Origin of the sequence: Sorangium sp. So ce1335, from assembly GCF_051521615.1 — a bacterium.
Classification (GTDB): Bacteria; Myxococcota_A; Polyangia; order Polyangiales; family Polyangiaceae; genus Sorangium.
Map to the genome: position 1 here is coordinate 1,764,867 of NZ_CP150363.1, position 22,868 is coordinate 1,787,734.

General features: G+C 73.7%; 20 protein-coding genes. 6 read left to right on the plus strand and 14 right to left on the minus strand.

Annotation, left to right across the window (positions count from 1 at the left end; all coding sequences use genetic code 11):
• Nucleotides 1-50 precede the first annotated feature (50 nt).
• From WMF24_RS06470 to hflX, 3 genes are all read left to right on the plus strand, one after another.
• Nucleotides 51-305, plus strand: coding sequence for a UPF0175 family protein (locus tag WMF24_RS06470; RefSeq protein WP_437735477.1), 255 nt, complete (start codon nucleotides 51-53; stop codon nucleotides 303-305).
• Entirely contained in the window at nucleotides 302-796 is a 495-nt protein-coding gene (locus WMF24_RS06475; RefSeq protein ID WP_437735478.1) for a DUF3368 domain-containing protein, read from the plus strand. Before WMF24_RS06470 ends, WMF24_RS06475 begins: the two co-directional genes overlap by 4 nt.
• Nucleotides 797-1,255: 459 nt before the next feature.
• Nucleotides 1,256-2,593: a GTPase HflX gene (gene hflX, locus WMF24_RS06480; RefSeq protein ID WP_437735479.1), complete on the plus strand. Its 1,338-nt coding sequence runs from the start codon at nucleotides 1,256-1,258 to the stop codon at nucleotides 2,591-2,593.
• Between the two features lie 12 nt (nucleotides 2,594-2,605).
• Here hflX and WMF24_RS06485 read toward each other — a convergent pair whose 3' ends face one another.
• The 4 genes from WMF24_RS06485 to WMF24_RS06500 all read right to left on the minus strand — a co-directional run bounded on the left by WMF24_RS06485 (nucleotide 2,606) and on the right by WMF24_RS06500 (nucleotide 6,034).
• Nucleotides 2,606-3,310 carry an ABC transporter ATP-binding protein gene (locus WMF24_RS06485; RefSeq protein ID WP_437735480.1) on the minus strand — a complete coding sequence of 235 codons (705 nt, stop codon included), beginning with the start codon at nucleotides 3,308-3,310 and terminating at the stop codon, nucleotides 2,606-2,608.
• A gap of 59 nt (nucleotides 3,311-3,369) precedes the next feature.
• Nucleotides 3,370-4,179 (minus strand): ABC transporter permease, encoded by an 810-nt coding sequence (locus tag WMF24_RS06490; RefSeq protein ID WP_437735481.1) that lies wholly within the window; start codon nucleotides 4,177-4,179, stop codon nucleotides 3,370-3,372.
• Entirely contained in the window at nucleotides 4,176-5,081 is a 906-nt protein-coding gene (gene modA, locus WMF24_RS06495) for a molybdate ABC transporter substrate-binding protein (RefSeq protein WP_437735482.1), read from the minus strand. Before modA ends, WMF24_RS06490 begins: the two co-directional genes overlap by 4 nt.
• 215 nt (nucleotides 5,082-5,296) lie before the next feature.
• Nucleotides 5,297-6,034, minus strand: coding sequence for a helix-turn-helix transcriptional regulator (locus tag WMF24_RS06500; protein ID WP_437735483.1), 738 nt, complete (start codon nucleotides 6,032-6,034; stop codon nucleotides 5,297-5,299).
• A gap of 88 nt (nucleotides 6,035-6,122) precedes the next feature.
• Between WMF24_RS06500 and WMF24_RS06505 the strand changes: the two genes are divergently transcribed.
• Both WMF24_RS06505 and WMF24_RS06510 read left to right on the plus strand, forming a co-directional pair.
• The gene (locus WMF24_RS06505) at nucleotides 6,123-7,232 is read left to right on the plus strand and encodes a DNA alkylation repair protein (protein ID WP_437735484.1); all 1,110 of its coding nucleotides are present in this window, start codon (nucleotides 6,123-6,125) and stop codon (nucleotides 7,230-7,232) included.
• A gap of 307 nt (nucleotides 7,233-7,539) precedes the next feature.
• Nucleotides 7,540-8,952, plus strand: coding sequence for a sensor histidine kinase (locus WMF24_RS06510; protein ID WP_437735485.1), 1,413 nt, complete (start codon nucleotides 7,540-7,542; stop codon nucleotides 8,950-8,952).
• 148 nt (nucleotides 8,953-9,100) lie between these two features.
• Here the strand turns inward: WMF24_RS06510 and WMF24_RS06515 are convergent, their stop codons facing one another.
• The 9 genes from WMF24_RS06515 to WMF24_RS06555 all read right to left on the minus strand — a co-directional run bounded on the left by WMF24_RS06515 (nucleotide 9,101) and on the right by WMF24_RS06555 (nucleotide 20,383).
• A complete protein-coding gene (locus tag WMF24_RS06515; protein WP_437735486.1) occupies nucleotides 9,101-10,264 on the minus strand; it encodes a DUF2169 family type VI secretion system accessory protein in 1,164 nt (387 codons plus the stop codon).
• Entirely contained in the window at nucleotides 10,261-11,298 is a 1,038-nt protein-coding gene (locus tag WMF24_RS06520) for a hypothetical protein (RefSeq protein ID WP_437735487.1), read from the minus strand. Before WMF24_RS06520 ends, WMF24_RS06515 begins: the two co-directional genes overlap by 4 nt.
• Nucleotides 11,299-11,306: 8 nt before the next feature.
• Nucleotides 11,307-12,296, minus strand: a complete 990-nt coding sequence (locus WMF24_RS06525) for a DUF2169 domain-containing protein (RefSeq protein WP_437735488.1) — start codon at nucleotides 12,294-12,296, stop codon at nucleotides 11,307-11,309.
• A gap of 13 nt (nucleotides 12,297-12,309) precedes the next feature.
• Nucleotides 12,310-12,759, minus strand: a complete 450-nt coding sequence (locus WMF24_RS06530; RefSeq protein ID WP_437735489.1) for a hypothetical protein — start codon at nucleotides 12,757-12,759, stop codon at nucleotides 12,310-12,312.
• Between the two features lie 27 nt (nucleotides 12,760-12,786).
• On the minus strand, nucleotides 12,787-15,117 hold the full coding sequence (locus WMF24_RS06535) for a type VI secretion system Vgr family protein (protein ID WP_437735490.1): 2,331 nt from the start codon (nucleotides 15,115-15,117) through the stop codon (nucleotides 12,787-12,789).
• Between the two features lie 142 nt (nucleotides 15,118-15,259).
• On the minus strand, nucleotides 15,260-17,413 hold the full coding sequence (locus WMF24_RS06540) for a DUF2169 domain-containing protein (protein WP_437735491.1): 2,154 nt from the start codon (nucleotides 17,411-17,413) through the stop codon (nucleotides 15,260-15,262).
• 66 nt (nucleotides 17,414-17,479) lie between these two features.
• Nucleotides 17,480-18,535 carry a hypothetical protein gene (locus WMF24_RS06545; RefSeq protein ID WP_437735492.1) on the minus strand — a complete coding sequence of 352 codons (1,056 nt, stop codon included), beginning with the start codon at nucleotides 18,533-18,535 and terminating at the stop codon, nucleotides 17,480-17,482.
• A 22-nt stretch (nucleotides 18,536-18,557) separates the two neighbouring features.
• A complete protein-coding gene (locus tag WMF24_RS06550; RefSeq protein ID WP_437735493.1) occupies nucleotides 18,558-19,106 on the minus strand; it encodes a GNAT family N-acetyltransferase in 549 nt (182 codons plus the stop codon).
• Entirely contained in the window at nucleotides 19,103-20,383 is a 1,281-nt protein-coding gene (locus tag WMF24_RS06555; RefSeq protein ID WP_437735494.1) for a hypothetical protein, read from the minus strand. The genes WMF24_RS06550 and WMF24_RS06555 overlap by 4 nt, the downstream gene beginning before the upstream one ends.
• A gap of 68 nt (nucleotides 20,384-20,451) precedes the next feature.
• Between WMF24_RS06555 and WMF24_RS06560 the strand changes: the two genes are divergently transcribed.
• The gene (locus WMF24_RS06560) at nucleotides 20,452-22,032 is read left to right on the plus strand and encodes a PLP-dependent aminotransferase family protein (protein WP_437735495.1); all 1,581 of its coding nucleotides are present in this window, start codon (nucleotides 20,452-20,454) and stop codon (nucleotides 22,030-22,032) included.
• Nucleotides 22,033-22,060: 28 nt separating this feature from the next.
• Here WMF24_RS06560 and WMF24_RS06565 read toward each other — a convergent pair whose 3' ends face one another.
• Nucleotides 22,061-22,807 carry an SDR family oxidoreductase gene (locus WMF24_RS06565; protein ID WP_437735496.1) on the minus strand — a complete coding sequence of 249 codons (747 nt, stop codon included), beginning with the start codon at nucleotides 22,805-22,807 and terminating at the stop codon, nucleotides 22,061-22,063.
• Between the last annotated feature and the right edge of the window lie 61 nt (nucleotides 22,808-22,868).

Below are 22,868 nucleotides of genomic sequence, written 5' to 3' on the forward strand. Positions count from 1 at the left end.
GCGTCCGAGCCAACCTCGACAGCGCGTGCTTCCGGCGGTACCTAGGAGGTATGACCATCGTCGCCCTGACCGTACCCGACGACCTCTGCGGAGCGCTTCAGGTGCCGGCGGAACGGCTGGCGTCCGAGATCGCCTTCGCCGCCGCGGTCCGGCTCTACGAGGAAGGTCGCGTGTCGCTGGCCAAGGCCGCCGAGATCGCGTGTGTGGAGCGGTTTCAGTTCGCCGCCCGGCTGGCAGAGGTCGGCATCTCGACCGCCGCGTTCGACCCGGCCGATGTCGATGCTGCCAGGGCGGCGGCAAGATGACGCATCCGGTCGCGGTGATCAGTGACACGGGTCCGCTGAGCTACCTCCACCGACTCGGGCATCTCGACATTTTGCATCAACTCTACCGGCACGTGCTCGTTCCACCCGCCGTCGTTGCAGAGCTGAATGTGGGGCTTCGCCTGGGCAGGGACCTGCCCGACGTGACCACCCTGGATTGGATCGAGCTGCGATCGCCCCCTGCTCATGCGCTCCAGGGGATCGACGGTCTTGGCGCAGGGGAAACGGAGGGCATCGCGCTCTCACGGTCGCTCCCCGGATCGCTGGTCCTGCTGGACGATGGCCATGCCCGAAAAGTCGCTGCCTCCCTCGGCTTGCATCTCACCGGAACGGTTGGCGTGCTCCTTGTCGCAAAGGAGCGCGGGCTCCTCGACAGGGTCGGTCCCGAACTGGAGCGCCTGCAAACGTTCGGGTTTCGTCTGGCCGCGCCTGCCTGGCGTGCGGTGCTGGAGCGAGCAGGAGAGACGGACTGACGAGGGCCTCGGAGCGGACCGCGCTAATTGGACCCGACCGGCCGTCAACTTCTGGTCCCGATGCGTCCCGCATCTCGGTGTGCTCGCCGCCCGAGGCACATCGTCCTTCGCACTACGTGGTTGTGATCAGTCCTCTCGACATGGGGCTCCCCAGCTGGTGAGGTGACCTCGCTCGCTGGTTGCCAGCCGCCACGGACCAGGATAGGCTCGACCCATGGCTGCCGCCTTCGCCTTCTTCCGGCCTCGCTGAGCAGGACAGCGCGTTCCCGTCGCGCCCCGCGCATCCCGCGCCGGCGCGCCGGTCTGTCGCGCTGTCGAGCCGTCCCTGAACCCTTGTCGGAGGTCGGGGGCGTGATGCGCGCGCGGACGCGGGGGGACGCCACCGGGTAGCCCTCGGCGCGATCTGCTCCTGCTCAGCGCTCGACGACCTCCTCGGACGTGTTCGCCGGAGGTCGTGTCATGCCTGCACCGAAGCGCTCGGACAGCGAGCGTCGCAATCCCCCTGTCTGCAAGGCGATCGTCATCGCCGTTCAGCCCCCCGAGGCCGCGGAGGCCGAGGTCCATCGGTCGATCTCGGAGCTCAAGCAGCTCTTGCTCGGCCTCGATATCGCCGTCGTCGCGGAGGTCGTCCAGAAGAGGAGCGTCCGCTCGTCCCCCGCGTACCTCGGCGAGGGGAAGCTCCGGGAGCTCGCGGCCCTCACCGGGGGCACGGGCGAGATCCCGAGAGGACCTGACGCGCGCCGGGCCGACCGCGCCGCGCCCCCTCGGGCGGAGCAGCTCGTCGTGGTCGCCGACGACGAGCTCAGCCCCGGCCAGATGCGGAACCTGCAGGCGGCGCTCGGCGTCGAGATCCTCGATCGGACCGCCGTCATCCTGCGCGTGTTCGCGTCGAGAGCCCGCACCCGCGAGGCGAGGCTCGAGGTGGAGCTCGCCCGACTCGAGTACGAGCTCCCGCGGATCCGCGACGACCACGCGCTCGGCGACCGCGAGGGCGGCGGCGGCCGCGCCTCCCGCGGCCACACGAACGTCGAGCTCGCGAAGCAGCGCACGAGGAACCGGATGGCGGCGGCGCGCAGGGAGCTCGAGCAGCTCGAGGCGAACGCCGCGCAGCGCCGCCTCGCCCGCGCCGACAGCTTCCGGGTGGCGCTCGTCGGCTACACGAACGCGGGGAAATCGTCGATCATGCGCCAGCTCACGGGCAGCGAGGTCCTCGTCGAGGACAGGCTCTTCGCGACGCTCGGGACGACGGTGCGCCCGCTGGCGCCGCCGGCGACGCCGGCCGTGCTCGTCGCCGATACGGTGGGCTTCATCCACCGATTGCCCCATGCGCTCGTCGCCTCGTTCCACGCCACGCTCTCCGAGGCCCGCGAAGCGTGGCTCCTGCTCCACGTCGTCGACGCCGCCGATCCGGCGTTCCGCGCGCAGATCCGCGTGACCGAGCAGGTCCTCGCGGACATCGGCGCGGCGGAGACGAAGGCGCTGCTCGTGCTCAACAAGGCAGACCGCCTGGGGCGCGAGGAGCGCGACGCGCTCGCCGGCGAGCTCCCGGGGGCGCTCCTGATGAGCGCCCTCGATCGCCGGGACGTCGACGCGCTCCGGGCGCGGATCGACGCCTTCTTCGCGCAGCACCTCGTCGAGCAGACCGTCTCGATCCCCCATGGTCGCCGCGGCGTGCTGGCCGAGCTGCGCGACCGGCTCCAGGTGGTCCGGGAGGAGTACGGCGAGGAGATCTCCGCCACGGTCCGCGGTACGCCGGAGGCGCTGGGCCAGCTCGCGGCGCGCCTCGCCGGCCGGTGACCACCCCTGCTGCTATTCCCCGCCGCCGCGCTCCGACGCGACGAGCTCCTCGACGAACCGCGACGCCGGCCGGGCCGCGAGCTCCTCCCACGTCCCGGTCTGCGTCACGCGCCCGGCCTCGAGCACGGCGACGCGGTGCCCGAGCAGCCGCGCGTCCGCGGCGTCGTGCGTGACGACGATCGTCGGCAGCGCGAGCGCCCGCAGGTAGCCCGCGAGGAACGTCCGGACCTCGCGGCGGGAATGGATGTCGAGCGCGGCGAGCGGCTCGTCGAGCAGCAGCGCGCGCGGGCTCACGGAGAGCGCGCGCGCGAGCGCCACGCGCTGCTGCTCGCCCCCGGAGAGCGCCTGCGTCCGGCGGCGGGCCAGCGCCGCGATGCCGAGCTCGTTCAGCATCGCGTCGACGCGCTCGGCGCTGGCCACGCGGGCCGCGCGGCCCACCACGCTCCGCCGCGAGGCCGCGCTCCTCACCGCGAACGCGACGTTCTCGCGGACGCTCAGGTGCGGGAACAGCGCGTAATCCTGCGGCACATAGCCGATCCCGCGCTCCTCGACGGGCACGTCGACCCCGGCCTCGGTGTCGAGGAGCACCGCGCCGCCGACCTCCACCCGCCCTCGCTCCGCGGGGAGCACGCCGAGGAGCAGCGAGAGGAGGCTCGTCTTGCCGGAGCCGTTGGGCCCCACGAGCGCCAGCGTTCCGCCCGCGGTCTCGAGCTCCACGTCGAGGCGCAAACGCCCGATGCGCGCGGCCACGCGCGCGCGAAGGCTCGCCGCGGCCGTCACGGCGCCGCCCCGGGGGGCTCGGCGGAGCGGCGCGCCACCGCCCGCACGAACAGCAGCAGCGCGAACGCCACGACGACGAGCACCATCGACAGCGCCTGCGCGGCGCGCAGGTCGGACTCGAGCGCCGTGTAGATGGCGAGCGGCAGCGTCTGCGTCGTGCCCTGCAGGTTGCCGGCGAACATGAGCGTCGCGCCGAACTCGCCAAGGGAACGGGCCCAGCTCATCGCGGCCCCCGCGACGAGCCCCGGCGCCGCGAGCGGCAGCGCCACGCGGAAGAACACCCGCAGCGGCGACGCGCCGAAGGTCCGCGCCACGACGAGCAGCTTCGCGTCGATCCGCCGGAACGCGCTGACCGCCGCCTGCACGAAGAACGGCGCCGAGACGAACACCTCGGCGATGACGACGGCGGCGGTCGTGAACGTCACCGACCACCCCTCGGGGTAGAGCCACCCGGCCAGGAGCCCGCGCCGCCCGAACGCGAGGAGCAGGGCGACCCCCGCCACGGCGGGCGGGATCACGATCGGGAGCTGCACCGCCGTCTCGACCGCCCGCGCGAGCCGGCCGCCCGCCCGCGCGAGCGTCCAGGCGAGCGGCGTCCCGAGGACGACGACGAGGGCGAGGCTCGCCAGGGTCGTGAGCAGGCTGAGGCGCAGCGCGGGCCCCACGAGCGGGTGGCGGAGCCCGTGCTCGACGTCCGCCGCCGTGGCCGTCGCGAACAGCGCCAGCACCGGGACGGCCAGGAACGCCACGAGGACCGCGCCGACGGAGGCCAGCACGACCCGCTCCGCGCGGAGGCGCGCGCTCACGGGCCCGGGCCGCCCCCGCCGGAAGGCGCCACGAACCCGGCGCCCCGCAGCGCGCGCTGCCCGGCCTCCGACAGGACGAAGTCGACCCACGCGCGCGCGAGGCCGGGGTGCGCGGCCCCGGCGACGATCGCGATCGGGTACTCGGCGACGACGTTGAGGTCGGGCGGGATCGGCACGATCGCCACGCCGTCCTGCGCCGCCTGCGCGTCCGTCCGGTAGACGACGCCGGCCTGCGCCTCGCCGAGGCGCACCTTCGTGAGCACCTGGCGCACGTTGAGCTCGCGCGAGACGACCCGGGCCTCCACGCGCGCGCGGAAGTCGGCGCCGAGGGACGCGGCGGCGCGATCGAGGATCGCCAGCGTGTAGCGGCCGATCGGGACCTCCGGCGCGCCGAGGACGACCCGGGACGCCGCGGGGAGATCCGCGAGCCCACGGATCGCCCCGGCGCTCTCGCGCGCGACGACGATCACGGGCTCGTTGCGGGCGAAGACGACGGGGCCCGCCGCGCGCCCGGCCCTCACCAGCTCGTCCATGTGGCGCTGATCCGCCGAGGCGAACACGTCGGCCGCGGCGCCGTGCTCGAGCTGCGCGCGGAGCTCCTGCGTGCCGGCGAAGTTGAACGTGACCTCCACGCCTGCGTGCGCGCGCTCGAAGTCCTCGCCGAGCGCGGTGAACACGTCGCGGAGCGAGGCGGCCGCGAACACGATGAGCCTGTCCTCGCCCTGGTGGCCGCGCGCCGGCTCCGAGCCCTTGCACCCGGCGCCCCAGACGAGGCACGCCGCGAGCAAGAGACACAGGGCGATGAGCACGATCGGCCCGGCGTGCCCGACCCGGCGGACGTCGGCGACGTTCGCCTCGCCGGTGCGCTGCTCCCGCACCCGGTTCGCGGCTCGGTCGGCCATGACGCGCACCCTTACACCAGGGAAAGTAGGCTTGCCATCACCTCGCGCGCCCCTCGACGCGACGACCGGCCGGGCCGCCCTGCTCCCGGGCGCCGGAGGGCTCGCGCAGCAGGGCCTGAGCGGCCGGATGAGACGCCACACGCGTGGAGGGGCCGCGCAATGGCGCCCCTGATGGCTCGCCCGCGAGCCCATCGACGTGCGCCTCCCTCCGGCGTTCATGGACGATCGCCGAGGAGGGGCCGCCAGGCGCACTCCTTCGGCAAGAGCGCCCAGATGACGTCGGCGTTCGGACGAAAGCCGATCTCCCGCAGGACGCGTGGCCTCGAGATGCGATCCATCCTGAACATGCGCGGCTCGTTCTTCCCCGTGTCCAGGGCGAGCACGTACCAGACAGGACTCTGGACCAGGAGACCGTGCGGTTCCACGCGCCGCTTCGACGGCTTCCCCTCGCGATCGCGGTAGTCGAACCCGAGGCCGACACCGGAGGAGAACGACTCCTCGAAGAGCCTCACCAGCTCCGCGGGGGGCGCGCCGGCTCCGGCGAGCACGGGCCCGCTCGCGGGCTCGCCGACGATGACCCTCCGGCACAGGGCGCGCAGCTCCCGCGCTCGCTCGGGAGGAAGGCTGCTGAGCAGCTTGGCCAGGGCAGAGCTCGCGGCGCTGCTCCACGGCAGATCGCTCGCGGCCTGAGAGAGGCGCGCGGCGAGCCAGAGCGTCACGATCTCGGCCACCGAGAGGTGCACGGCGGTGACGCCCCGGTCCGTATCGAGCCGGATCCCCCCGCCGGGGCCGGCCTCGCCCTCGATGTGGACGCCGCGCTCCCTCAGCGTCGCGAGATCCCTGCGCACCGTACGGGCGCTGACCCCGAGCGTGGCGGCCAGCTCGCCGACCGTCGTCGCTCCCCGCGCGCGAAGCAGGTCGGAGAGCTCCATGACGCGCAGGGCGCGGGACATATGATGACAAATTTTGTCAGGGTCTCACGCTAGTCAACGCCCATGTCCAACGCAACGAAGACCTGGGCGCCCTCGCCGGCGGGGGCCCATGGCTGACAGGCTGAAGAACCTCTTCGACGAGGGGAGCGTCCGCTCGATCGCCCGCGCTCTTCGCTCGGCGCATCCGCGCCTCGACGAGCGAGGCTTCGCCCGCGACTGCCTCGCTGGCCTCGCCGACCTGGAGCTCACGGGCCGCGCGTCCCACATCGCGGACGTCATGCACCATCACCTGCCGCAACCCTTTCCGAGGGCGGCGCAGGTGATCGTCGCCTCCCTCGGGCCCGAGCTGGCCCGGAGCGACGTGTTCGGCCTCGAACCGCTGCTGTACATGCCGCACGTGTTCTACGTCGCGAAGCGCGGGCTCGATCACTTCGAGGAAGCGATGACCGCTCAATACGAGCTGACGAAGCGGTTCTCCGCGGAGTTCAGCATCCGCGCGTTCCTGACGCGACACGCCGACGCCACGATCCGCAGGCTCCGCGCGTGGGCCGCCGACCCGAACGTCCACGTGCGGCGGCTGGTCTCCGAGGGGACGCGCCCACGGCTGCCGTGGGCCCCGCGGCTCCGCGCCTTCCAGCAGGACCCAGGCCCGGTCATCGACTTGCTCGAGCTCCTCAAGGACGATCCAGAACGGTACGTGCAGCGCTCCGTCGCCAACAACATCAATGACATCAGCAAGGACCACCCGACGATCGCGGCGAGCCTCTGCCGGCGGTGGCTCGACGATGCGCCGCCGGGGCGGCGATGGATCGTGGGCCACGCGCTGCGCTCGCTCGTCAAGAAGGGCGATCGCGGCGCGCTCGACGCGCTCGGCTTCGGGGAGGAGCCGAGGGTCGAGATCGCGAGGGTGTCTCTGGCGCCACGACCGGTGAAGCTCGGCGGAGAGCTCCGCTTCTCGTTCGAGCTGACGTCGACGGCGCCGCGCGACCAGGAGCTGCTCGTCGACTGCGCCGTGCACTTCGTGAAGGCAAACGGGGCGACCCGGCCGAGGGTCTTCAAGCTGCGGAAGCTCATCCTCCCGCCCTCGGGTCGGGCCGAGATAGCGGGCAAGGTCTCCTTCGAGGAGATGACGACCCGTCGCCACTATCCCGGTCGCCACCGCATCGACGCGATGATCAACGGCGTGGCACACCCCCTCGGGCAGTTCGAGGTGGGCTGAGCTCGTGCGCCGAACGCGGCCGCCCGCGCGGGCGGCGCGCGCGGCGCGATGACGCCGACGCCCCGTCCGCGGGGCGCGCAGCGGACGCCCCATCGCGGGCAGGCTCATCGCGCCCGCTGTGTCGATCCAGCACAGAGGGCAGCGAACGAGGCGCCCGCGCCTCGGGAGGTCACGAGGTGTCCTCGGCGCCGGCTTCGCTCCCGTCCGCCGCTGGCGCGCCAGACACCGTCCCGCCATCGGTCCGGGGGGCGTCTTGCCCTTCGCGCTGCGCGGCCTGGTTCTTGAGAGGGGGCCTCCGCGAAGGGTCATGCCGACGCGGTCGCGCTTCGAGGCCAAGGCGAGGGTGGGCTACGCCCTCCTGACCGTGCTCCTGACGGCCGGCATGGCGTTCTCGATGCGACGGTTCTCGTCCGTGGCGGACGCTCAGATCGCCTGGCTCCGCGCCGAGGAGCACGAGATCACGCTCGTGGAGCGGCTCCGGTGGAACTGCGAGCTCGCCGTGGTCAACGGCAGGGCCTACCTGATCTCCGGAGACGAGAAGTTCCTGAAACACGCCGAGGAATCGATGGCGCGCTTCGACGAGAACGTCCGCGCGCTCCGCGACGAGACGCTCAGCCCGACGGCCCTCCAGCTCGTCGGGGAGGTCGAGCAGAGGGCCAGGACCTTCATGCGGGTCCGTGAAGAGCTGTTCGAGGCCCGGCGGCAATCGCGATCCGAGGACGCGCGGCCGCTCGTGCGCCGGCTCGACGCGGAGCTGCTGCCGCTCCGCCGCGAGCTCGACGCGTCGCTCGCTCGTATCGTTGAGCACAAGGAGGCCGCGCTCACGCAGCACTACGCCAGGGCGAGAGCGGACCGCGTCGAGCTCGAGGTGCGGCTGTACACCCTGCTCGGCGCGCTGGTGCTCGCCGGCCTCGCGGTCGCCTGGTACTTCACGAAGCTCCTCGGCGGCTCGTACGGCCAGGTCCGGGCGGCGCGCGAGGCCGCGCGCAAGGCGGTGGCGGGCCGCGACGAGCTCATGGGCATCGTGGCCCACGACCTGCGCAACCCGCTCGGCGCCATCACGCTGAAGGCCGCCCTGCTGCGAAAGACGAGCGATTCCGAGAAGGTACGGCATCACGCGGAGTCGATCGAGCACGTCGCCCAGCGGATGGAGCGCCTCATCCGGACCATGCTCGACGTGACGACGATCGAGGCCAGCAGGTTCACCGTGACGCCGGCGCCGTGCGCGGTGGACGACCTCTTGCGCGAGACGCTGGAGGTCATCGGGCCGCTCGCCGAGTCGAGGCAGATCCGGTTCGAGCAGCGCGTGGAGGACCCCGGCCTCGCGATCCACGCCGAGCGGGAGCGCGTGCTCCAGGTGCTGTCGAACCTCCTCGGGAACGCGCTGAAGTTCACGCCCCAGGGCGGTCGCGTGACCCTGACCGTGGACCGGGCGGGGACGATGGCCCGCTTCGCCGTCGCCGATACGGGGCCCGGCATCCCCGCCGAGCACGCCGCGCGCATCTTCGAGCGGTTCTGGAAGGACGATGCGCCCGGGAAGAAGGGCACGGGGCTCGGGCTCTACATCGCCAAGGGGATCGTCGACGCGCACGGAGGCCGCATCTGGGTGGAGAGCCAGGCCGGGCAGGGCGCCCGGTTCTGCTTCACGCTCCCGCTCGTGGAGCCGGCCGGACGCGAGGCTGCGGCCGCGGAGGCCGGAGCACCGTTGCACCCGGCGTGAGGCGCGCACCCGCCTGCTCTTCGCCGCGGGCGCGCGACGGCCACCCTCACCACGCCACGCGGAGCGGCGTCTCACCGCGGACGCGCGACGGCCACCCTCGCACCGCCGCGCGGAGCGGCTCCTCGCCGCGGGCGCGCGACGGCCACGCTCACCACGCCACGCGGAGCGGCATCTTCTCCAGCTCCGCCGGCATGTAAGGGCGGATCGCCCTGGCAGCGCCCCGCCACACGACGGTGACGCGATCGAGATCGGGCTCGATCGTGACCGTCTGGATCACCGGATCGGCCTTGTTCATCTTGCCGTTGCGGCCATCCGTGGCGATCTCGGGCCGCTCGCCGGGGAGCCGGATCTCCCATTTCGGGTGCCGCGGGTGCAGGTTGTAGAGGACGAGCTCCTCGTCGCCCGCGAGGTGCGGGAGCTGTAACCCCAGCGATCCGCAGCACGTGAAGCGGAAGTCGACGTCGGGGTCCGCGCTCAGGAAGGTCTCCTTCAGGACGGACGCGGGCGCGAAGCCGCGCCGCACCTCCTGGAACACGGCGTGCTCGTCATCGTGGAGCGGCACGACCCCCATGTACGCGAGGCGAGGGAACCACCCGTAGTCCAGCGCGCCGTACGAAGCGGGGAGCGGCATCCTGGGCCACGCCCGGGTGCTGCCCACGACGAGCCGCTCCGGCGTGAGCCGGTCTTCGGGGTCCTCCAGGTTGGGCAGGACCAGGGCCTCCACCGCGTCGGGCGTGGCCTCGATCAGGTAGCCCTTCCCCGCGAAGTTGCGCGGATAGCTGTACTCGCTCGCGCCGGGGCCCTGCGCCTCGCGCGGCATGCACGCCTTGATCGCCGCGGTGGGATCGCCGAGCCGCGCCTCGGCCACGGCGTCGATGCCGCCGTAAGCCCGGTCGTAGCCGAGCGGCATCCGCTCGAACGGCGCCGGATCCGAGAACAGGAGGCGCCCTGCGTGCGACAGCGCAACGCGCCTGTCGCCGACGACGAGCACCTGCCTGGAGCGCTCGCCGACGCGCACCGCCGTGAGGACGGAGGAGGAAGGGCCGGGCGCGTACGCGTGGCCCAGCACGAGCACGTCGGTGAGGGGCTTGAAGGCGACGAGGTCGGTGTCGTGGACGATGACCGCGGGCGCGGCCGGGTCGAGGATGAAGTCCTCGAACAGCGGGACCTGCTCGGGCGCGCGCGAGAGGCGGCCGCGGCCGTCGACGCTGTACGTCCGCTTGCAGACAACGGAGAGGATCTGCCCGCCCTCGGGATCCTTCGCCGAGAGCTGGCGCGCCGTGGGGCCGGGGCTGGAGAACGATTCCTTCATCGCCCACCTGTCGGCGTGGGCGCCGGGCCCGGGGTCGGCGCAGGGGTCGTTGTGGGCGGCGCCGGCGCGGTGGGCGCAGGCGTCGTGGTGGTGGGCGAGGGCGTCGCGGAGGGCGCCGGAGGGGTCGGCGCGGGGCCCGGCGCGGGCACGGGCACGGGCCCCGCCGGCGCGGACGGATACTGGGGCACCGAGGGGCTGTTGAAGTAGTCGTACACAGCGCTGTGCGCCCACCCGGACGGGTCGAAATGCGAGGTGCCGCCGATGTTGAGGCCGCCGCCCGGGGTCCACGGGGCCGAGTACCCGAGCGGGGAGCCGTGCCCCAGGATGCTGATCGCCGCGGCGGGGATGTTGCCTGCGAAGTAGGCGGCGGACCGGTTCCAGCCGGTCGCGTGAAAGGCCGAGCCGAGCATCGTGCCCGCCGGCAGGCGCTCCACGAGCCCGGGCGCGATGCGGCGCCACAGCGGGCCGGTGATCCGGTCGACGAACCGGCCGAACGCCTTGGTCGCCGTCAGCTTGTTCACGAGGGCCTGGAGCGCCCAGTCGACGACCGCCGCGGCGAGCCCCGCCAGGAAGTCGGCGAGCGACATGGCCGCCTGGACGCTGGTCCACGTGATCACGACCCCCACGCCCGGCAGCGGCGACGTGTACCCGAAGCAGTTGAGGTTGAGGTTGACGATCTTGGCGACCGCCACCGCGACCGGCGCTTCCTCCACGAGCACGGCGTTGACGCCGAACTCCGATTTGGAGCCGGTGAGCGTGTTCCAGATGGGGAGCAGGAAGTGAGGGATGAGCGGTATCGGGACGTGGATGACGAAGAAGCCGATGTCCGTCCCCCGCTGCATCGTCTTGTTGCCGTCGCACAGGACGATGGAGCTGTCCTTCGCCGTGGCGAAGCCCCAGATGCCCAGGTGGTTGAACGCGCCGGTGATGTGGGCGTGGATCGGGATGATCGGCAGGCCGACCGGCGGCGGGAGCGCCGTGTGCGGGTCCAGGCCGATCATCGGGTTCACGTGGACGAGGACGTTGCAGTACATGATCGGCCTCAGAGAAAGAGGTGCGCCTCGCGGATCTGCTCGGGGACCACGACGTACCGGAACGGGAATCGATAGCTGACGAAGACGCGCCCCTTGTCGGCCTCGATGCCGACCTGGTCGATGGCGAGCGGGCGCTCGTCCACCTCGTCCTCGAAGCGCACCCGGGCGCGCGGCCGGGCCTCCGGCAGGTCGAGGACGAGCGGCGCCCCGCCCGTCACGCCGTCGACGGCGATGCGCGTGCCCGGCTCGATCGAGGGCACGATCATGCGCGGGTGGGCCGCGTTGAAGAAGGTGGCGTCGAACTGGAGGGGCGGCCCCGCGGCCGCGGCGTCGGGCGCGCCCGCCGCGTGCGCGTGCAGCGACGGCCCGGCGAGGCGCGCGAGGCGGATGCCGCTCATGGGCGGGCAGGGGCCCACGCCCGCGGGCAGCGGCCTGTCGTCCCACGACGAGATGAGCTGGTCGGGCTCCTCCAGGTTCGGGAGCGGCCTGTCCTCGGCGCTGTGCGGCCAGAAATAACAGCCTATCCCGTCCGGGTTGAGGGGATAGGGCACGTCCAGCCCATCCCACTCGTCCCTGCCGCCGTACGCGTAGGCCATCGTGAGCGGGATGGCCTCGATCGGCAGCGGTGACGTCGGAGAGAGACCGGACACGCCCTTTCGCCACACCCGCACGCCGGAGACGACGACCTCCCGCCTCCACTCGCGGCCCACGAGGATGGACAGGGTGAACTGCGTCGTCCCGGGCTTCTCGGGGCGCGCGTGGCCGAAGAGGAAGAGATCGACCCCGCCGCGGTAAAAGAGCTGATCGGTGTCGATGACGCCGTACTCGCTCTCCCACGGCTCCGCCGAGATCCGCCAGGGCTGCGACTCGCTGGGCACGAGCTCGGTCCCCCGGATGTCGTAGGTGATCTTCGTCACGAGCGACGCCGCGATGCGATCGTCGTCGATGGCCGTGCGGAACAGCCGCGCGGGAAATCGGGTGTGGTTCTCGAGCTCCATTCGCCTCGTCCCGTCAGGAGCCCAGCCGGACGCGCTCGCCAACGACCTCGACGTCGTCGTTGGCCTGGACGCGCACGTTGCCGCGCGCCGAGCGGATGAGCTGGCTGCGGCCGACGGTCTCGAGGCGGCCGGCGGCCTCGACGCGGGCGTCCCCCTCCGTCGTGAGCGAGATGCCGTTCTTGCCGTGGAGCGACAGGCTGTCGGCCTCGATCGCCAGCGCGCCCGTCGTCGCCAGCGACAGGCCGGCCCCGCGCACGACGAGGCGAATGCCCTCCGGACCGATGGAGATCTCCAGGTGGGCGGCGCCGCTCGGGTCCACGAGCTGGAGGCGGTTGTGCTCCTGTCCCCCCTCGACGACCAGGGAGTGGCCGTGCGCGAGGGCGAGGGTGCTCGGCGCGGCGCCCGCGTCCGCGTCGGGCGCGGCGGCGGGCGGGGCGGAGCCTTCCGGATCGTGAGCGCTCATCGGGTCCTCGCTGGAATCACGGTGCTCTCAGTTGAGGCGGATGATGCTGCCCTTGATGACGGTCTCGCCACCGGCCTCGATGTTGATGGCGCCCCCGGTCACCTTGACCGCGGCGCCGCTCGCCTCGAACGACGCTCCGCCCTCGATCTTCGCCGCGCCGGTGGTCACGGTCCAGGTGGCGGCGTTGACGTTCTTTGCCGCGCCGACGTTCTCGGTGGAGTCGGCGCTCGTCCCCTCGGTGCGCGTGCCGATGACCGTGTCGCTCAGGGCGCCGATCTCGAGGCGGGTCGTGCCGCCGAGCTGCACGTCGAGCCGGCTGCCGAGCTGGAAATCCCTGCGGCCGCCGATCTGCACGTCGGTCCGGTCGCCGAGCTGGAGCGAGCTCTGGCTCCCCGCCTGCAGCTCGGTCTGGCTGCCGAGCTGGATGTGCGTGCGGTCCCCGATCAGCGTGACCGACTGGCTGCCTGTCTGCGTGCGCGACGAGTCGCCCGTCACCTGCTCTGTCTGGTTGCCCACCTGCGTGAGCGCGCTGTTGCCGGTGATCGTCTCGGTGAGATCGCCCGTGAGCGTGAAGGTCCGGTTGCCGGTGATGGTCTCGGTCTGGTTGCCGGCCGGGAGCGTGATCGTCTGATCCGCGCCTACGGTGATCGACTGGTTGACGCCGATGAGGACCGTCTGCGAGTTGCCGATCTGGATGGACTCGTTGTTGCCGATCGTGTGGGTGCGGTCGTTGCCGACCGTCAGGGCGTCGTTGTTCCCGATGGTCGTCGTGCGGTCGTTGCAGACGGTGACGGACTCGTCGTGCTTGACCAGCGTCGTCGCGTCCCGCTCGGCCTGGACGCGCATGAGCTCGCGGCCGGGCGCGTCCTCGAACATGATCTCGTTGTAGCCCGCCCCGCCGATCGTCTGGCTCCTCCACCCGCTCTGCGTCTTCATCGCGGGGAGCGAATAAGGCACCTTCTGCAGGTTCGTGTAGACGCGGCCGACGACGACAGGCCTGTCCGGGTCGCCTCCCAGAAAGTCGATGATCACCTCCTGGCCCACCCGCGGGAGGTTCACGTGGCCGAAGCCGCCGCCCGCCCCCGTCTGGGAGACGGGGATCCAGCACGAGGAGGCGTCGTCCATCGACCCCTCCAGGTCCCAGTGGAACTGCGCGCGCACGCGCCCGAACTCGTCCACGTGGATCGTCTCGCCGGGCGGCCCGACGATGGTGGCCGTCTCGACGCCCTGGCTCTTCGGCTTGGGCGTGGAGAGCGCCGGGTAATACGGCATGTCCGCGCTGACGGCCCGGCACGCGTGCGACCACTCCCCGCCGTAGGTGCCGGAGATCTCCGCCGAGGTGACGAGGAGGCGCTTGCCGGCCGAGACCTCGCTCTTCGGGTGATCGAGGAAGGTGACGACCACGCCCGGCGCGACGTCGAGGCAGTTCGTCTCGAACTGGATGGTCCGCGCCGTCACGCGCTTGGCGTCGAGCCGCCTCTGCGCGAGCTCCGTCCCGACCCGCTCGTCCGTGCGGTACTTTCCCTTGTCGTCGGCGGCCGGCGTGTCGTCCCCCTTCGCGCTCTCGAACAGGAACGCGCCGGGCACGTAGTGATATCGCTCGAGCCCCTGCTCCGGCGCGTTGCCGCCCGTCCCGGACTGCATCAGACGGTACGTCGGCGGTCTGCGGTAATCCTGATCGCGCAGCGTGTACTTCCCCGGCCGGACCTTGCGGCCGACGCGCACCGCGGTGACGTGCTCCAGGTCGCGGCCGCCCGGCGCATCGATGAACCGGATCGGCCGGCGCGTCTCGTTGCCCTGCGGGGTATCGCAGAGCACCAGCTTGCTGTCGCCGGAAGCGGCGTCGAAGTAGAAGCTGATGCCCGCGTCCTCGAGCATCCGCGAGATGAAGGCGAAATCGCTCTCCCCGTACTGAACGCGGTACTTGCGCTTCTTGTGCTCGAGCGAGATGCGCCTGTCGAACGGGACGCCCCACTCGTCCAGGATCTTCTCCACGATCCCGAGCTCCGACAGGTGCTGGAAGATGCGGTTGCGCCGGCGCTGCGTGAGGAACCAGAGGGACGGGGCGATGTCGATCTGGTACGTGGAGAGCCCGTCCGGCTCGACCGCGACCTGCTGCAGCGACGTGCAGACGCCGGACCACGTCCGCGAGGCAGGCACCTCCGCGCCGAAGTGCGCGGTGAACGACGCGGGATACCCCACGATCGCTTCGAAATCGATGTCCGGGTTGGCGCTGTGCGCGAGGACGGACACCGAGAACAGCTTCGAGAGCTGCTCGGTGATCTGGAACTGTCGCACATCGAGCGAGTCGCCGGAGGCGACCTGGACCGACAAGAGGTGTGAAGAGGGGGTGGTCATGACCTCATCTCATCCTGGGGTTCGCCGGGGACCGCCGACGCGCGACGGGCAGGGGGGACGATGCTACGTGAGCCGCGCTAGGGTCGCAAGCGCGCGAGCGCACGCGGAATGCCCGGACGCGCCCGTGCGCGCGGGCTCCCGCTCACCCTGCGCGCGCCCTCGTCACCGCCTTGCGCACCTCGTCGCCGAGCGCCGCGTCGCGCGCGATCCTGGCGATCCACGTCCGCTGGATGCGAATCGCGCTCTCGTCCGGCAGCCCGATGTCGCGAAGCGCCTCCGCGAGATCGCCGCGCTCCGCGCCCACGGTGATGCGCGCGAGCTCGTCGGCGGTGATGGGCCCGCGCTCTCTCTCCAGCTGCGCCACGTAGGCCGCGTCGTAGCTGCGGAGCAGCTCGTTCCGGCCTCGCCGCAGCTCGCGCTTGATCTCCGCCGCCCAGGCGGCGCGGAGCCGCGCCCACGCGGCCTCATCGAGCCGACCCTCGCGCAGGAGGAGATCCTTGTCGTGCGGGCGCAGCGCCATCGATGCGTCGAGCGCGGCGCACGCCTCGACGGAGAGCTCCTCCGTCGTCGGCTCCCGCACGTCCGCTGCCGCCGCCGGCGCAGCCCTCTGTGTGGCGGGCGCGGGCTCCTCCGGGGCGTGCGCCTCCCGCGGCTCCGGGGGCGGCGGCGCCTCGATCGCCGCCAGCGGGCCGATCCGCGGCGGCTCCGCGACGGGGGGAGGCACGCTCGGCGCGACGGCCTCCGCGCCCACGGGATCGTGCGAGGGGGGCTCCGGCCACAGGGGCGACGACGGCACGCGCGGCGCGCCGAGCTCGGCGGGCGGCGGCGAGAGGGGCGGGATCTCCGTGGTCCCGGCGAACGGGAGCACCTCGCGCGGCGGCGCGGCGTCAGGCACGGGGAGCGGGGTCCACGTGATCCCGGCGAACGGGAGCACCTCGTGCGGCGGCGCGGCGTCAGGCACGGGGAGCGGGGTCCACGTGATCCCGGCGAACGGGAGCACCTCGCGCGGCGGCGCGGCGTCAGGCACGGGGGTCGGGATCTCCGCGGTCCCGGTGAACGGGAGCACCTCGCGCGCCGGCACGACGTGAGGCACGGGGGTCGGGGTCGCCGTGATCCCGGCGAACGGGAGCACCTCGCGCGGCGGCGCGGCGTCAGGCACGGGGGTCGGGGTCGCCGTGGTCCCGGCGAACGGGAGCACCTCGCGCGGCGGCGCGGCGTGGGGCACGGAGGTCGGGATCTCGGTGGTCTCCGAGAACGGGAGCGCCTCGCGCGGCATCTGCGCGAGCGACGAGGGGAGCGTACCGGCGACGTCGAGCTCTCCGGGCACCGCGGCGATCGCCTGCGCTCGCGGCTCCTCCGCGAGCGTGATCACCACCCGGCCCGCCTGCTGCGGGTGGTCCAGGAGGACGTACCCCCGCCACGTCAGCGAGCAGATCCCCCGGTCGGTGTCGATGCACAGCGTGTCACACCGGAGCTTCCTCTCCTGGGCGGGGCCGCCGGCCCATTCGACGACGGCGCGCGGCACCGCGGCCCGGAGGCTCGTGATGAGCCGCGGGTGCACCGGGTGCAGGTTCTCCAGCGCGATCCGCTCGTCGGGGCATATCTCGTCGATCTGCTGATCGGGCGGCGCCGCGTTGAAGTAGCCGGCGTCGATGTCGTTGGGCAGCGGCTGCTCGCTCCAGCGCGCGTGATCCCACGTCGCCGCGTGCCAGCCCAGCTTGTGCGCCCTGCCTGGCCAGCTCGGCGCGATCGGCCCGAAGCCCGCCGGCTCGATGACGTCGCGGCGGCCCGCGACGTGGGCGCCCGGCAGCTCGAGGTTGGGCGCGGCCGCCGCGCCCGGCGGTACGCCGACCGGGTTCGCTGTGCCGGCCCCGCCGGCGGCGCGCTCCCACCGGAGCGACATCTTCACGAACGGCGCGGGCTCGCCCGGCGCGCCGTCGGCGGTGAGCGCGCGATCGCCGAACACCGCGATCGACTTGTCGAGCGCGCCCACCGCGAGCCGCGCGAGGAGCGACGTGACCGGGAGCCGGCCGGGCGCGTGGGCGTGCCCGACGACGAGCACGTCGGCGCGCCGCTTGAAGGGGGCCAGATCGCTCCCGAGGGCCAGGCTGCGGTGATCGTCGTCTTCCCAGTAGACGTCCGCGCTCGTGGGCTCGTCCTGCTCCAGCGCGAGCGGCGACTCGCCCGGCGCGAGCGTGTAGGTCGCCTTGCAGACGATCGTGAGCGCCCACGCGCCCGCCTGCGGCTGCCAGAGGCTCGACGCGACGCGGAGAGGACAGGATGAGACGACATCCATGCGGGGCGAGTCTAGCGCGGGCTCGCGGTGGACAGACGTCGAAAGCCGAGCTGCGATGACGGGCGATCAGCGTGGGGGCCGGCTCCGTGTGAGATAGAGGGCGAGGGCGACTCCCGCGATCGAGCCGCCCCCGCCGCCGACGGCGAAGAGCCACGCCTCGATCGGATCGCTCGTGCGGAGCAGGCCCAGCGCGACGCCCGCGAGCCCGAGGAGCCCGAGGCCGGCGAGCGCGCCGACGGTCATGCCGATCCACGCCGCCCCGATGCGCGTCCCGATCGGCGTCGTCGCGCGCGGCAGCGACGCGAGCTGCTCCTCGACGCCGTGGCGCTGGCGCTCGAGGCCGAGGATCCGCAGCAGCTCGGAGGCCGCGCGCAGGTGCACGGCCTGGCCGGGGAAGACGGCCGCGGTGAGCGGCCGCGTCGCGCCGGATCGATCGACGAGGACGAGGCGCCCGGCCGGCGTGGGCGCCTCTCCCTTGCCGAGCCACATCTCGCCGAGCTTGCCGCCCTCGACGCGCACGTCGGCGACGCCCTCGAGGGAGACCTCGCGCGACGAGATCGGGATCGCGAGCACGAGCCGCCGGACGCGGAGCGCGGCGCCGCCGCGCGTGACCTCGAGGTGGAACCGCCCGAGGCCCTTCGTGGACGAGTACGCCATCGTGAGCCCCATCGCGAGCAGCCCGAGCCCGAGCGGCAGGACCCACCACGGGCCGCGCAGCGTGACGTCGATCGGCCGCGCGCCCGCGAGGCCCGCGCGGACGGCGGCCGCGACCTCGGCGGCCCGCTCGGGGCTCACCTGCTGCAACGAGAGCTGGTGGCCGCCGTCCACGACGAGGACGACCACGCCGTGGCTGCCTCCCTTCGACCCCCGCTTGATGTCGACGCGCACGTCGCGCAGCGAGGACGCGGGGAACCCGGTCGTCCTGGGGGGGATCGCGCGCGTCAGGACGCACCGCGCGCCGGGCGTGCAGGCGAGGTGATCTTTGGAGAGCGCGAGCATCGAGACGACGATCGCGCCGAGGAGCAGCAGGATCGAGGCGACGAGGCGCGTTGTGCGGATGGGGAACGGGCCGTGGACGACGCTGCCCGAGGCGCGCTGGAAGGCGGGCTCGCGGAAGACCATCGGGGGGGAGTCTAACCCGGCTTCACCGCCGCGCGCCGTCCTGCGCCGCGCCGGCATCCTCCCGGACGCGCGCGTAGAGGAGCACGTCGCCCACCCGCCCGTCCTTCACCACGTGGCGCCGCATCCGCGCCTCGAACGCGTAGCCCGCCTTCTCGAGGACGCGGGAGGACGCGCCGTTCCAGTCGAAGATCCCCGCCTGGATGCGCTCGAGGCCGAGCTGCTCGAAGCCGACCCGCGTCAGCGCGCGCACCGCCTCGGTGGCGAGCCCGCGCCCCCAGTACGCCGCGCCGAGCCAGTAGCCGATCTCGGCGGTGCAGCGGTGCACGTCGCCGAAGCGCTCGAGCCCGATCGCGCCGGCCGCCTCGCCGTCGACGACGATCGCCAGGGCCTCGGCGGGCTGGGCCTGCGCGCAGTGCGCGATCCAGGCCTCGGCGTCCGCGCGCGTGTACGGGTGCGGGAAGCGATCCCGGAGGTTCGCCCAGACGCGGCGGTCGTTCGCGTTCTTCGTGAGCGCGTCGGCGTCGGCCGGCGTGAAGGGGCGGAGCGTGAGGGAGGGGGTCTCGAGGATCATGGCGTCTGTTCTTCCTGTCGGGTGTCCGGTCGAGCCTCGCCGGCTCGCGGCGTCGGTCGAGCCTCGCCGGCTCGCGGCGTCGGTCGATCGAAGAGCTTCACGAGCAGCTCGGTCCCGAGGCCGGTCGCGATCATCCGCTCGCGGCGGTTCGAGAGGAGCGCGCCGAGCCAAGGGACCGCGCCGCCGTCGCCGAGCGGCAGCTCGAGGCCGTCGTCCCGGCGCACGACGAGCTGGATGAACGGCCCGGCGTAGTACCCGAGCCCCTGCAGGCGCGCGAGATCGTGGACGACCTCGACCTCGGGCCGCGCGCGCGCGAGCGGCTCGGCCACCTCGGCGACCCAGCGCTCGGCCCGCGCGACGAGCTCCGGGCCGAGGCCGAGCGACCGCGCGGCGCCCACGAGATCCGCCGCGGCGCGCGGCAGGTCGACCGACGCCTCGCGCAGGGCGGCCTCCGTCGACCCGGGCTCGTGCGCCTTCGCCCGCTGCGCCATCGCGTCCGCGTCGACGCCGCGCGCGCCGAGGCACGCCCGCACGAGGGCCGTGTCGGAGAGCGCCACGCGCAGCCCCGCCGCGCGGAAGCCGGCGCCCGGCAGCGCGCGGACAAGGTCGGCCCAGACGAGGAGCTGCTCGAGGAGGGCCCGCCGCTCGCACGCGTCGTCCTCGCCCCGGGACGGCGAGCGGACGGCCGTCACGAGCGCGAACAGGCGGAAGTGCGGCGAGAAGCCCGGGTGCCTCGTCGGCTGCATGCGCAGCACGCGCTGGCTGGCACAAAGGCGCAGCGGATCGCCGCGCTCTGTCTCGCGCCGCCGCCGCGCCGCGTGAAGCGCGAGCCCCGTCGTGGGATCCGCGGCGACCTCGGCGAAGCGGACCGTCGCGAGCACGTTGTTCGGCTCGACGCCCGCGCACGCGGCCGCGCCGAGCGGCTCGACCGGCGCGAGATCCACCGCCTCGAAGTCCGCCGCCGCCGCGAACGCCGCCGCGTCGAAGGCGTGGATCCGCCGCGCGTCAGCGGCCGAGGCGTGCGTCATCGGCGCGCGCTCCGCGTGCTCGAGGACGTCGGCGAAGCTCCTCCGCAGCGCGCGCTGCCGCAGGCAATGGAGGAGCAGCGTGGTGAGGTCGTTGCCCGGGAGGTCCTCCGCGAGCAGCCGGTCGATCGGCCGCCCCGCGTGCGCCTCGGCGGCGCGCCGCGCGATGCGCGACGAGAGCTCGCCGGTCTTGCCGTCGGTGAACGCCCGCCGCGGGCGGGCGGGGGTCGTGGGGTCCTCCGCGGTGGCCATGGCTGTCTCCTCGTCGACAGCGTGACCCGGATCTGGCACCCTGGAAAGTGCCACCGCGGCAGGTTTCGATGGTGCCAGCGCGAAGCGCCTCCTCCGGTCCCTCCGGCTCCCCTGGCCCCCGCGGTCCCCGGGCGACCCACGCCTTCCTCCGCCTCGAGCGCGGCGCGCCCGCGACGCTGGCCGCGCAGCTCGTCGAGCAGCTCCGCCGCGCCGTGCTCGAGGGCGTCCTCCAGCCCGACCGCGAGCTCCCGTCGTCGCGCGAGCTCGCGCGGGAGCTCGGCGTGTCGAGAAACACCGCCGTCGCGGCGTACGAGGCGCTGGCAGCGGACGGCACCATCGTCGTCCGCCCCCGCCGGGCGCCGCTCGTCGCCCACGTGCCGGCGCGCGCGGGGGGGCAGGGCCCAGCCCGCGCCCAGCCCGCGGCCGCCTCGCCGCGCGTCTCGAAGAGCGCGCGGCGCCTCGCGGCAGTGGTGCCGGCCGACAAGCTCGACGCGCTCCTCGAGACGCGCGCCCGCTCGCGGCCGTTCGGGGTCGGCCTGCCGGACCTCGAGCTGCTCCCGTGGCGCATCCTCGACAGGTGCCTCGCGCGCCGCTTCCGCGCGATGTCGGCCGCCGACGCGCTGCTCGACGATCCGCGGGGCGCGCCGCTGCTCCGGCGCGCCGTGCTCCACCACGTCGCGGTGGCCCGCGGCGTGCGCGCGACGGTCGACCAGGTCTTCATCACGGAGGGCTCCCAGGGCGCCATCGACCTCTGCTGCCGCGCGCTGCTCGACCCGGGCGACGCCGCCTGGATCGAGGACCCGGGGCCGCTCGCCCTGCGCGCGGCGGTGCGCATGGCGGGCGCGCGGCCGGTCCCGATCCCTGTCGACGAGGACGGGCTCCGCGTCGGCGTCGGCGTGCATCGACGTCGGGGCGCGCCGCGGGCGCGCGTCGCCTTCGTTTCGCCGGCCTACGCGTTCCCGTCCGGGGCGCGGCTCACGCTCCCGCGGCGCATCGAGCTCCTGTCGTGGGCCGGCGAGGCCGGGGCCGTCGTCGTCGAGATCGACTACGAGGGCGAGCTGCGGTTCGACGGCACGCCGCTGCCGTCGCTCCTCGCCCTCGACCTCGAGGGCGTGAAGGACCGCGTGATCCACGTCGGGAGCTTCAGCCGCTCGCTGTTCCCGGGGCTGCGCCTCGGCTTCATGATCGTGCCGCCCGCGCTCGTGCGCCCCATGGCCGCGGTGCGCGCGGCGTCGACGCGCTCGCCGCCCCACCTGCTCCAGGCGGCGCTCGCCGACTTCATCGACGAGGGCCACTTCGCGCGCCACCTCCGCAAGCTGAAGCAGGCGACGCGGCGCCGCCGCGACCTCCTCCTCGCGGAGCTCGGGCGCGTCCTGCCCGGCGCTGTGCGGGCGCGCGCCCCGGCGGGGGGCTCGGTGCTGACGCTCGACCTTCCCCCGGGCACGGACGACGTCGCCGTCGTCCAGGCGCTCGCGGCGCGGGGCGTGGACGCGCTGCCGCTGTCGCGCAGCACGGCGGCGCGCCCGCGCTCCGCGGCGCGAGCGCCGGGGCTCATCCTCGGGTTCGGCGCGCACGCGGAGCCCGCGCTCCGGGAGGCCGCGCGGACGCTCGCGGCCGTCGTGGCCGAGGCGATCGGCGCGGGGCGGTGAGGCGAGGGCGACGAGGCGGCGGCGCGGCTCAGCGGCCGCCGGCGACGTCCAGCAGCGCGCCGGTGCAGTAGGACGACTCGCCCGAGGCGAGCCACAGGATGGCGCGCGCGACCTCGTCGGGGCTGCCGGCGCGGCCGAGCGGGAGCGTCGCGCCGAGCCGCGCGGCGCGCCCCGGGTCGCCGCCGCTCGCGTGGATGTCGGTGTCGATGATGCCGGGCCTCACGGCGTTGACCCGGATGCCCTCGGCGGCGACCTCCTTCGCGAGGCCGATCGTGAGCGTGTCGACCGCGGCCTTCGACGCGGCGTAGTCGATGTACTCGCCCGGGGAGCCGAGCTGCGAGGCCCTGGACGAGACGTTCACGATGGCGCCTCCCGCGCCGCCGTGGCGCGTCGACATGCGCCGGACCGCCTCGCGCGCGCACAGGAAGCTGCCGAGGACGTTGGTGCCGAGGACGCGCTGGACGCGCGCCGCGGTCATGTCCTCGAGGCGCGCCTGGCGGTCGAGCGCGCCCGCGTTGTTCACGAGCGCGGTCACCGGCCCCAGGGCGCCGTCGACGGTCCGGAACAGGCGCACGACGTCCTCCTCGACGCTCACGTCGGCCGCGACCGCGAGGGCGACGCCGCCGCGCGCCCGGATCGCGTCGACGACCCTCGCCGCGGCGGCCTCGTCGCGCCGGTAGCTCAGCGCGACCGCGTAGCCCCGCGCTGCGGCGAGCGCCGCCGTGGCGGCGCCGATCCCGCGGCTGCCGCCCGTGATGATCATGACCTCGGCCATGGGGCGGGAGCCTACTCGAGGCGTGGGTGGCCGGAGGCGCCGCGCGGCGCCGCTGGCGCGG

Coding starts and splice junctions, on each gene's coding strand:
- WMF24_RS06470 (WP_437735477.1), top strand. CDS start 51: ATGACCATCGTCGCCCTGACCGTACCCGACGACCTCTGCGGAGCGCTT.
- WMF24_RS06475 (WP_437735478.1), top strand. CDS start 302: ATGACGCATCCGGTCGCGGTGATCAGTGACACGGGTCCGCTGAGCTAC.
- hflX (WP_437735479.1), top strand. CDS start 1,256: ATGCCTGCACCGAAGCGCTCGGACAGCGAGCGTCGCAATCCCCCTGTC.
- modA (WP_437735482.1), bottom strand. CDS start 5,081: ATGGCCGACCGAGCCGCGAACCGGGTGCGGGAGCAGCGCACCGGCGAG.
- WMF24_RS06500 (WP_437735483.1), bottom strand. CDS start 6,034: ATGTCCCGCGCCCTGCGCGTCATGGAGCTCTCCGACCTGCTTCGCGCG.
- WMF24_RS06505 (WP_437735484.1), top strand. CDS start 6,123: ATGGCTGACAGGCTGAAGAACCTCTTCGACGAGGGGAGCGTCCGCTCG.
- WMF24_RS06510 (WP_437735485.1), top strand. CDS start 7,540: ATGCCGACGCGGTCGCGCTTCGAGGCCAAGGCGAGGGTGGGCTACGCC.
- WMF24_RS06515 (WP_437735486.1), bottom strand. CDS start 10,264: ATGAAGGAATCGTTCTCCAGCCCCGGCCCCACGGCGCGCCAGCTCTCG.
- WMF24_RS06520 (WP_437735487.1), bottom strand. CDS start 11,298: ATGTACTGCAACGTCCTCGTCCACGTGAACCCGATGATCGGCCTGGAC.
- WMF24_RS06525 (WP_437735488.1), bottom strand. CDS start 12,296: ATGGAGCTCGAGAACCACACCCGATTTCCCGCGCGGCTGTTCCGCACG.
- WMF24_RS06530 (WP_437735489.1), bottom strand. CDS start 12,759: ATGAGCGCTCACGATCCGGAAGGCTCCGCCCCGCCCGCCGCCGCGCCC.
- WMF24_RS06535 (WP_437735490.1), bottom strand. CDS start 15,117: ATGACCACCCCCTCTTCACACCTCTTGTCGGTCCAGGTCGCCTCCGGC.
- WMF24_RS06540 (WP_437735491.1), bottom strand. CDS start 17,413: ATGGATGTCGTCTCATCCTGTCCTCTCCGCGTCGCGTCGAGCCTCTGG.
- WMF24_RS06545 (WP_437735492.1), bottom strand. CDS start 18,535: ATGGTCTTCCGCGAGCCCGCCTTCCAGCGCGCCTCGGGCAGCGTCGTC.
- WMF24_RS06550 (WP_437735493.1), bottom strand. CDS start 19,106: ATGATCCTCGAGACCCCCTCCCTCACGCTCCGCCCCTTCACGCCGGCC.
- WMF24_RS06555 (WP_437735494.1), bottom strand. CDS start 20,383: ATGGCCACCGCGGAGGACCCCACGACCCCCGCCCGCCCGCGGCGGGCG.
- WMF24_RS06560 (WP_437735495.1), top strand. CDS start 20,452: ATGGTGCCAGCGCGAAGCGCCTCCTCCGGTCCCTCCGGCTCCCCTGGC.
- WMF24_RS06565 (WP_437735496.1), bottom strand. CDS start 22,807: ATGGCCGAGGTCATGATCATCACGGGCGGCAGCCGCGGGATCGGCGCC.